We start from the raw sequence: 10671 nt of genomic DNA, 5'->3' as shown, positions 1-10671 counted from the left end.
ATTAAAATACATACAAAAATATCTGCTGCCAGTAATCAAGTTTTCACTTAATTACCAACAACAGATATTATAGAACCGATTTTATCCATCAACACCAAATATCATAGACCCCATCTTATTAAGTGCTTACACATTTTTAACAAAAACTGGAGTGCGAAAATTCACAAATTTTCACACTCCAGTTTTTGTTAAAAAATTTAGTCACAACTTCTTAATTGTGGATTCTTTAAATTGCGGGAAACTTGTCTTTCAATCGTCCTTATTTGTTTTTGACCTTCTATTGTCATTGAAAAACTGAGCTGTCGCCGATTTTTTTGATTGCCAAATGTTTTTGGATACTAATGTTTTTTGTGTTCTCGATAGACTTGCTAGTTTACTTATATTAGTCTTCTGAAGTTGACCAACATACATCAGTAACTCCCACTCTCTCATAGATCAGATTGTTTCAGTTAACTCCAGTGTCAACAATTGATCGATATGACGTCGTGTTTTTAATAATTTTTCTTAAATTTCAAGTTGAAATTTTATGTCTATATCTTCTAACATAGCCCCACCTAATCTTAATCCTGGTGTTTCCGTATTCCAAGAACTCACAATATGCCACTGACAGCCAATTTCAATATTCTACTTATCGATAATCCTTGCTGATTAGTTTCATCAATTTGAGGTAACTTGTGACACACATATTGATTCGCAGTCGATTTCCTATACAACTTATCTTCATCTAAAAATGTCAGTTTACTGGGTTTACCTGACTTCAATGATATGCTTGACCTAAACGGTTTCCCCAGTGCCACCGATGTAATTGGTTCAATCGATTTACCAGATTTCACTGGTGTGCTCAGTTCAACTGACATAAATGCTTAGCAAAAAGATTTATAAACCATTACTTAGGGTCCAGTCTACTACCCCACTAAAGCTTCCAGATTTAGCTTTATTATTTGCCTTAATCAATAAACCAGAATCAGAATCAAAAGTAGCAGTATAGACACTATTATTAACCGACATAGTGTTACTAGACAAAATCGTTTGTGCATTAGTTGATAGCTGAGTTTCAGTTGACCCGTTCTTAAACCACATTGTAAATGGTTGTCTTAATTGTTTTTCAGTATACGAAGCCATGATCGAAAAATTAGGTTTAGCTGCGCGGGTATCGATCACCCGAAAGTTTACAACATCGCCAGAAGTTCTTGATAAATACTGGCTACTACTTGCCAATTTATCAAGCCCATAGTCCCAAGTATATGTTCCACTACCAAGTTCCGTTCCTATTAACTGCGATGAAATAAGCATTGCTTTATCCGTTATAGCCGTTAGCTTATCCGAATCCACAATACTCCCAGAAGTATTAAAAATAGAATCATTAGGTGTTAATGCCAGATAGCTATCAGCATCAGATGGAACGTCAGTAGATGTATAACCTTGCGAAGTACTACCACCCACAAAATTAAATGGAATTGTACCGCCCTTATTAGTTAATCCCCCACTGTTATCACCACCACTATAAGTTGCTAATTTTGCTCCGGCGTTCACAGTTATCAAGCTATTGTTCCCCCATGAACTCGAATTATATAATGGCGAAGAATCAGTTGAAGCAATTACTGTACTAGAAGTATTTGCAAAATTTCCAACCAATTTCACTGTGCTCATTTTTGAACTAAAAGCAGCAGAACCCGTTTTTATATTAGTTTTTGAACCATCATTAGAATTGAAAGTTACACCATTTGTTCCTGAACCAAATAAAGTTGTAGGAGAATTTGTACTAGTAGAAGTTATGTTCAATGTTCCATTATTATCAATGGTCACCGCGTTATTTGTGCCTATAAATGCGAACATGGGAACTCTGGTATCTTTGTTTTTTAAATCAAGAGTAGCGCCCGATGAAATCTCAATGGGAAAACTTTTGCCGTTTAAATTATTATAGTATGGATAAATCATCGCACCATCGAACTTTGCGGATCCATTACCACCATTTAATGTGGTGGTTCCGGAACTTACTTTAATATTTGGAATTTCTCCTAACTGTTGGCCACCAACAGAGGTATTAATCGTATTAGTCCCAGTGAAATTTATTGGAACAAAATAGGTAGTCAACGGTTGACTATAGTCAACACTGTTAGGCATATTATAAACAACATTATTGTACGTTATTTGCGCCGAACAATTAGTTGTTCCCAACGACAAACCAAAATCAGCCGAAAATAACATTCCAAAATAAGTATTATAATAATAACTTCCTACTCCATCACCCGACGGCCTTGGAACATTACTAACGGTATTGCTAGTACTGTTGCTGGTGTTGTTAACATTAGACAATGTTAACTGCGCACTACTTGTCTTAGGGACTAAAATCCTTGATGCTATTGGACTAGCAACGTAAAACTGGTGTTGTTGAAAGTCAACGATGACATTTTTCAATCCACTATACAATGTTGAGTTACTTGATGGCAAAGTAACCGGATTATCAACTTTAATTGTCATATTTTCAGGCGGCGTGTTACTACTTGACCAATATGATGAAGTATTGGCCAATAAGTTAAACAAATCATCACCACTTGTAACAGTATAGCTATTACCCGATACCGTAATGCTCGCTTTAACTATCTGGAAATTTACGCTTAAAAAACAAAAGCCAACTAGACTGACCATCGCTATACAAAATTGCAGTAAGAATCGTTTAACCATATAGTCTCCCCCCTCCAAAAAACTAATCCTTATCTTTTTTCCTTTTTTTAAACAAAAGATAGACCAAGATTAATAATATTAAAAGTAAGACCCCTAACAAGGTCCAAATCCAATTGGGAATTCCCGTTCTTTTATATGAAACCGTTGCCGCTTTTTGAGCATTTTCAGATGACACCTTAAAAGTCCGAACCCAGTGCCACTCCTTAGCTTCTTTTGTTGATGTAACCTTAAAATCTAGTACATAAGTACCGGGTTTCAAGCTTTGACCTGACACAGGCACTTGATAAACAAAATCTGAGTTAGGAGCCACTGAGCGATTAATCTGTTTATCATCAATAATAACTTTATCTTTTTTGCTTTGACGATAGATTTTGGCATGAGTTTTTAAATCATCAACATATGCCTTGTTTACATTTGATAAATTTACATTAACTGTTGAAGTTAAATCTCGAGTAGCAAAGCTGACCTTCCTTAATTTTAAAGAAGGAACTACCTTATTATTATTCTGTTTCAATAAAACGGGAGTTACATAATTAAATCGATTAGTATATCCATTTTTTATTTTCTGGGCAATGTTTTTACGAACATAAATCCCCCCTAATACTGTCCCATCAAATCTTTTTGCAGGCATTTTAAGATTTAATTTAATGGTTTTACTGCTATGCGCTTTTACTTGAACAGATAACTCTTTTGGTGATATAAAATTATTAAAATCTAAATTCTTTAATAAATGAGCTCCATCAGTTGCCTTCGTCGGAGAGTAATCAATCAACATATTTGAGTTCGTCAGGGCGCGATTAGCCGTAACTGTATAGCTGTTAACTCGGTCGCTTTGATTAATTATATTTAAAGATAACGTAGTTGTTGTTTTGGCCGGTATTTTTAAATAAAAGTATGGTTTCTTATTATCAGCCTGATAACTATTTTTATTTATAGTTACACTGAATTCAGCCCCCATATCAGCCCAAGCCTTGGTTGTCTCTAGGAAAAAGCCAAGCATGCCAATAAAAACCATCAAAGACACTCTTATAATCAAGCTTCCACATTTAAGCAAAGAAACTTGCTTACAACTCATATTTTTCATCATTAATCCAAATTAGTAGAAATACTATAATCTATAGTACCACTATATATTCCCGCCTTGACGCCATTCGCTGTTGCCAAAGCCATTGTTGCGCCTGTAGCACCAGAGGTTAGGTTTCCGTTTGAATTTTCATTACCAGTTGCTACCGTATTCGCAGCCTGATAAATATTCACAGCAGCACTGGTACCAGAAATTTTGCCCCCAGTTGTAGCATCGGCAGTGCCATCTGCCGTCGTAGTTGTGAACGTACTGACCGGTAAAACATTGGTACCATTTTTCAAAACACTTGCATTTGCCGTAATTGTGTAACCCGTATTTCCACCTGTCAAATCCGTAACATCATATGCTTGTGAACCAGTTGCAGTAAATCCACTGTAACTGCTGGCCAATTCATGCGATGAAAAGTCATAACTAGGTACTTTATTTAAAACCAAACTACCCGTTGTAGGTGCAGTAAACGTCACTGTTGTATCACCTTGACCAGTTGCCGTGGTACTATCAGCATTTGCCGCCATTGGTGTATTAAGGGTAAACAATGCCAGACTTAAACCAGTAGCAATAATTAATTCTTTTTTTGAAATCATATAAATCCCCCTACTTTCTAAAATGACAATCGCAGTATATCCTATAGTCAATCATTAACAGTATGATTAATTAGTATTATATCACCGTTTCAAATATAAAAAAAGTTTTAAAAATATAATAATTACTATAACATTTAAGCCAATCCAACTATAAATACTATCTTTATTTTCATCAGTTTGTGGTAAAGTCATATTATTTTGATGTTTAATTGTTGAAGGTTGTTTTCCGATGGATTCAGGTCGTCTCTGAGGCTCTTCTTTTGACACAAAGCTAATTCTAGTGGTTCCTACTGCATAATTATCTGCATAAACTGGCATAAATATGCTTAAAACAAAAAGCATTACTAAAACACTAGATATAATTTCATATTTTAAATTTAACTTCTTATGTTTTAACATACTTTTCCTCCCTTGATTAAATGTTGAAACAAAAAATAACATCTCAACTGATCAGTAATTTAAGCTATTGGTATGAAAGATATTATTTAAATATGGCAAATTATTGTTATTAATTTCCATCTATATAGGAAGCTCACATTCTATGATTCAAATTTGACCGAAACAAAAAATTTATAATGTTTCTCCCAATTACCATATTATACGACCTAAAACCGTTTTGAAACTTTTTTAATTTTTTTTTCGCAATCCAAACTTTTCAAAATATTTATAATGAATATACAACCAAAATAACGGTAATTTCATAAATCATCATTATCAATATTTTTTCAATTAACAAATTGTCAGTATTAACGCCCTTATGAAAAACATTATTAATAGCTGTTTATTTTATCATTAATAAATATGTCTGAATCTATAATTCGTGGCCAATATACTATAACTATCCCAAACAATCCGCATAATTATTTCAAATTTCGCTCTAAGAGTATAGTATAACCTGTAGTAACCCATGTTATTATAATAACTATAAATAATTTATCATATGATTGATAAAATTTATTTTACAATGCATTACCATGTCGCAATTACTATCATTTATCAAAACTAAAAGGACGGTACTATGAATTTCAAAACACATAACCACATTAATGCTAAAACAACAAAAAGATTTAAACTGTACAAATCAGGTAAACTGTGGCTTGTTGCTGGAGTGACTTTTTGTGCATTTGTTGGTAGCGCAATCATCAACGATCAAATTGCGCGCGCTGACACAGTAACTGTAGCTAAAACAGCAAACATGGTCACACGGACAACCGTCAGTGCTGATTCAAAAACAAGCAATGATTCTGCTTCATCAGATACAGTTTCCACTACGGCTAACAAGGTCGCTAATACTGCTTCAAATATCGCTCACCAACCAAATAGTGCAACACCCAACTTAAATACTAGTCAAGCAGCAACCGCTACCTCAAGTACAACCACCAAGGCTGCTTCGAGTATCCTCAGTCAAGCGGACAGCGAAACTGCCAACTCAAACACTAGTCAAGCAGTAACTGCTACCTCAAGCGCTGCTACCGAGGCTGTTTCGAGTGCCGCCAACCAAACGGGCCAAAAAGTAAGCTCCAGTAATAACAAAAGCCATGAGGCAACAGCTCACACAACTAGTGCTGCCTCTGGTTCTATTAACCAAGTAAGTAGCACAGCAATCAAATCAGCAGCAAGTACCGAGAATACCAACAAGGCCACATCAGTTGCTTCAAATGCAGTAAAGCACCAAGCAACCACGACCAAAAAAGCTGACGTTAACTTAACTACGGTGACAGCAAGCACTCCAGAAACGGACGTCTGGACTATTGGAGATACCACCAGACCACGTGTTGACGTGGTCGACGTTGCATCATATCAAAGTGCAATGACACAATCTGACTACAACAAATTGAAAGCAGCTGGCGTCAAAACAGTCATCATTAAAACGACCGAAGGCACTGGTTATACCAATCCAGTGGCCTTAGCTCAAGCCAAGATGGCTAATGCCGCCGGTCTAAATGTTGATTTCTACCACTACGCAACATTTAATACGGCCGATACCGCCCAAAAGGAAGCAACTAATATGGCTAACTTCCTAGTTAAAAATAACGTTTCCAAAAAAGTATTATTGTTTGCCGACATGGAAGATATCAAGACATATACAGTAAATGCTACAGCTAACCTTAATACTTTCTGGTCTGTATTGAATGCGCTTGGTTATACGAATCATGGGGTTTACACCTCAAACACATACTTATACCGTGATGCCGTCATTAAAACGGTTGGGCAATCGCGCGTCTGGCGAGCTCAGTATCCATATACGCCTTCTGCCAATAACCTCTGGAATACAGATGACGGCGCTTGGCAATTCTCAAGCACCGCCCTCTTACCATCAGGCTCCGACTATACTGGATATATTGATGTTAGTATCTGTTATAACGGGTTAACCGAAGATAGCGCAGGTACCAATACTTTCTCAACCCTCAATGAATTTGTAAACCAATATCACTGGGAAGGAAATAAGCTATACTTCTATGGCAGTAATGGTCAACCAATCACTGGCTTCCGGCATTACGGGAATAATAAGCTCGAATACTATGGGTCAGATCACGCTCAATATCGCAACCGTTACTTAACTGCCGCCAATAACCAGTTATATTACTTTGGTAGTAACGGCGATGCCATTACCGGCTTACGACACTATGGCCACAATAAACTAGAATACTATGGTACAGACCATGTTCAATATCGCAACCGTTATGCTACTGTTGATAACAATAAGCTTTATTACTTTGGGAGTAATGGTGACGCCATTTCCGGTCTGCGGCACTATGGCAATAACAAGCTCGAATACTATGGAAACGATCATGTCCAATATCGTAACCGTTACTACACTGCCGCTAAAAATAAGCTTTATTACTTTGCGGGCAACGGTGATGCCATTACTGGACTGCGACACTATGGTAATAACAAGTTAGAATTTTACGGCACAGATCATATCCAATACCGCAACCGTTACTACACCGCTGCTAACAATAAGCTTTATTACTTTGGGGGCAACGGCGATGCCATTACTGGCTTACGACACTATGGTAACCACAAGCTCGAATACTATGGTGCAGACCATGTCCAATATCGCAATCGTTATGCCACCGTCAATAATCAGTTGTACTACTTCGGCAGTAACGGAGACGCGATAACCGGCTTGCGTCATTACGGCAATAATAAGCTCGAATACTATGGTGCAGACCATGTCCAATACCGCAATCGTTACTACACCGCCGCTAAAAATAAACTTTATTACTTTGGGGGCAACGGCGATGCCATTACCGGACTACGGCACTATGGTAATAACAAGTTAGAATTTTACGGCACGGATTACATTCAATATCGTAACCGTTACGCCACTGTCGGTAACCACCGTTATTACTTCGGCAGCAATGGTGATGCTGTATCAACTAATCAACCACAAACCGAAGCAGATATTATCGGTTCCATGCGTGTTGCTCAAAAAGCGCAACAAATCGTGACCGTCGTTCAGAATGGCGGATCAACAGCAACCTTAAAGTTATGGCAAAAACAAGGTAACACTTGGCGCAACCTTTTAACTTCCTCAAGTCGTATCGGCAATGGAGGCATCGGGAACTCTCACGAAGGAAGTAGCACAACTCCTAAGGGTGTTTATCATCTTAGCTTTGCTTTTGGAAAAGGTGCCACTGCTCGAACTGCCGGCATGGGTTATCGCCAAATCAAGTCAAACTCTTATTGGATTGAGGACCAAAACGATCGCCAATATAATACCTGGCAAAATCGTAGTTGGGCGAACAATAAGAATGAACATTTGATTGACTACACAAAAGCAGCACCTCATAACCAATATGAGCTAGCAGTTGTTATGGATAATCACGGACAGAATAATGGTTCTGGCTTCTTTATCCACGTTAAGAACCAATGGCCAACTGAGGGCTGTGTCTCAATTAACTTAAGTGATATGCGCACTCTAGTCAGTCACTTGGGCACCAAAGCATACGTTGTTGATGTTCAAAACCAATCACAACTTAAAAACTATTAAGATGAAACTTGGATTGTTTATTTTTAAAATAGCAATCCAAGTTTTTCAGCAATTAAAGAACATGCGTTCCCTTTTTGTGGTAGAATAAACGTAAATAATCAGGAAGGTGAGGCCATGTTTTTTGACCACGAACCACGGGGTGTCTTTTTTTTAATTGACAATAAAAGCTTTTATGCTAGCTGCGAAGCCGTTCAACGCGGCCTAAACCCGCTCAAAGTACCTTTAGTTGTACTGAGCGAAGCAGAAAATACAAACGGCGGCTTAATTTTAGCCACTTCTCCGGAAGCTAAGAAATTGTTTCATTTACAAGCCAACGTTTCCCGTCAGCGAGATTTGCCGCAAGATCCACGTTTAATGGTTGTACCACCGCGAATGAACCTTTACATTGAACGCAACCTGCAAATCAACCAAATTTTTGCTAAATTTACTTCAGAATCTGAAGTGTGGCCCTACTCGATTGATGAGAGCATTCTTGATATGACTCATTCTTGGCAATTATTCGGCTCATCGCCACGAGCAGTCGCTAGACTTATTCAAAAGACCATCAGGCATCAATTAGGTCTCTACACCACTGTAGGCATCGGTGATAATCCAGTTCAAGCTAAACTAGCCTTAGATAATTACGCCAAGTACAATCACGAATTGATTGGTGAAATTCATTATGAAACCGTGCCAGAAAAAATCTGGCCAATTACAGAATTAACTGACATTTGGGGGATTGGTCCACGTATGGCTAAACGTTTGAACCGCTTACAAATTCACAACATGTACGAGCTTGCGCATACCAATCCATACCTTCTAAAACAAAACTTAGGCGTCATTGGTAGCCAAATTTTTGCCACCGCCTGGGGGGTTGACCGCTCCCAGTTGACTGAACCAATCAAAACTAAGGAAGCCAGCTTAGGTAACTCACAAGTCCTACCGCGTGACTACTTGACACAAGGTGAGATAGAAACTGTCATCAAAGAAATTGGTGAACAAGTCGCGGCTCGACTCAGACACCACCATAAATTAGCAGGCTGCTTATCTTTAAATATTGGGTTCTCATATGCAGCTGCTGAAGCTGACGGCCGTAATGGGTTTCATCATGCCATTAGAATAGATCCTACTAACGACAATCGTATTTTAACGCAGCAATTACTCTGGTTGTTCCGGAGAAACTGGGACGGCCAAGCTGTACGTAATATCGCGGTTTACAGTAGTAGGCTAAGTTCAGACACTGGACAGCAGCTCGATTTATTCAGCCAGCCTACTCAGCAAATTAGACATAACCAACTAAATCAAGTCATTGATGATATTCATCAACGATTTGGCTTCACTAAATTAGTTTACGCTACTAGCCTATTACACGGCGGTACGGCAATTAACCGTGCTTCCTTAGTTGGTGGCCATAATGGAGGAAATAGCTATGAATAGAGATTTGGATATTATCCTTGGTCGTTTATCATTGTTATTCAAACGCACAACTAAAACACGTTACTGGATTGTGATTGCCAATGACCCTTATGATCACTCATATAACGTCTTTTTTAATAGCCAGCGTGCCAATGAACGGTTGAGGTCAGTACCGCTGCATAAGCTAAGCAATTATACCTTAACCAACCTAGAAAACTTAGTTGAAGCTTTGCATCAACAAGTTAAATTTACCATTGAATATATTGGCTTTACTGGGCTTCTCTGGCCTAGAAGTCAAACGATAATACAAAGGAAGCGCATGAAGCTTGAATGACAGAAAATTTGATATGGATACTGTGAACCGCTTCTTCGAATACGATTATCACAATCGCGGCATGGTTAAATGGCAAGGCTTCTATCTGTCTGATCACACAGCAGCATTAGATAAGCTAAAAACAAAAAATGCAATAAGTTACCCAGCCAAAAATCCGCAATCATTGAGCGAGATTAGCAGCATTCTGACTATCGCTCATTTTAAGAATCAGACGGTTAGCCTTCAACTAAATACAGTTGATCAAAACAACCAACACTTGCCTACCATTACAACACGAATACTTGGTTATAATGCAGCAACTGTTATTATTTCAGATCGTCAGTTTATCAATATGAACAATATTCGACATGTAGAATTAACTAAAAATAGCGCAAACTAATGTCAAAGTTCAAACGCCAATTTGAGTCTCGATGACAATGTTAGTTTGCGCTATTTATTTTTCATGTCTGTAATACTTATACATACTACAGTGTCATCTAGTATTAGCATAGTAATTTCGCCTAATAATATATGAATCAAAAAAATCCCATCTCAACTTTATACATTACTAGTCTTATGGTTTGTCAACTCCGTTAATACCAGATTTTGCATA

At 37.7% G+C, this 10671-nt stretch carries 8 protein-coding genes; 4 read left to right on the top strand and 4 right to left on the bottom strand.

What is annotated here, in order from left to right; all coding sequences use genetic code 11:
* Nucleotides 1-876 precede the first annotated feature (876 nt).
* The 4 genes from RXV91_RS14260 to RXV91_RS14245 form a co-directional block, all read right to left on the bottom strand.
* Nucleotides 877-2685 carry a cell surface protein gene (locus RXV91_RS14260; protein ID WP_316440397.1) on the bottom strand — a complete coding sequence of 603 codons (1809 nt, stop codon included), beginning with the start codon at nucleotides 2683-2685 and terminating at the stop codon, nucleotides 877-879.
* 22 nt (nucleotides 2686-2707) lie between these two features.
* On the bottom strand, nucleotides 2708-3700 hold the full coding sequence (locus tag RXV91_RS14255) for a DUF916 and DUF3324 domain-containing protein (protein ID WP_316440396.1): 993 nt from the start codon (nucleotides 3698-3700) through the stop codon (nucleotides 2708-2710).
* A 71-nt stretch (nucleotides 3701-3771) separates the two neighbouring features.
* A complete protein-coding gene (locus tag RXV91_RS14250; RefSeq protein WP_316440395.1) occupies nucleotides 3772-4353 on the bottom strand; it encodes a cell surface protein in 582 nt (193 codons plus the stop codon).
* Between the two features lie 81 nt (nucleotides 4354-4434).
* A complete protein-coding gene (locus tag RXV91_RS14245) occupies nucleotides 4435-4752 on the bottom strand; it encodes an LPXTG cell wall anchor domain-containing protein (protein ID WP_316440394.1) in 318 nt (105 codons plus the stop codon).
* A 619-nt stretch (nucleotides 4753-5371) separates the two neighbouring features.
* Between RXV91_RS14245 and RXV91_RS14240 the strand changes: the two genes are divergently transcribed.
* The 4 genes from RXV91_RS14240 (at nucleotide 5372) to RXV91_RS14225 (ending at nucleotide 10458) form a co-directional block, all read left to right on the top strand.
* Complete coding sequence (locus RXV91_RS14240) at nucleotides 5372-8350, top strand: GH25 family lysozyme (protein WP_316440393.1); 2979 nt, start codon at nucleotides 5372-5374, stop codon at nucleotides 8348-8350.
* 114 nt (nucleotides 8351-8464) lie between these two features.
* A complete protein-coding gene (locus RXV91_RS14235) occupies nucleotides 8465-9766 on the top strand; it encodes a Y-family DNA polymerase (protein WP_316440392.1) in 1302 nt (433 codons plus the stop codon).
* The gene (locus RXV91_RS14230; protein ID WP_316440391.1) at nucleotides 9759-10079 is read left to right on the top strand and encodes an acetyl-CoA carboxylase; all 321 of its coding nucleotides are present in this window, start codon (nucleotides 9759-9761) and stop codon (nucleotides 10077-10079) included. The genes RXV91_RS14235 and RXV91_RS14230 overlap by 8 nt, the downstream gene beginning before the upstream one ends.
* Nucleotides 10072-10458 (top strand): hypothetical protein, encoded by a 387-nt coding sequence (locus RXV91_RS14225; protein ID WP_316440390.1) that lies wholly within the window; start codon nucleotides 10072-10074, stop codon nucleotides 10456-10458. The genes RXV91_RS14230 and RXV91_RS14225 overlap by 8 nt, the downstream gene beginning before the upstream one ends.
* Nucleotides 10459-10671: the final 213 nt, after the last annotated feature.

This window comes from Lactiplantibacillus sp. DA1 (assembly GCF_032681335.1).
Classification (GTDB): Bacteria; Bacillota; Bacilli; order Lactobacillales; family Lactobacillaceae; genus Lactiplantibacillus.
The sequence above is the reverse complement of the archived record's forward strand: the minus strand, read 5'-3'. Positions and strand labels throughout refer to the sequence as shown.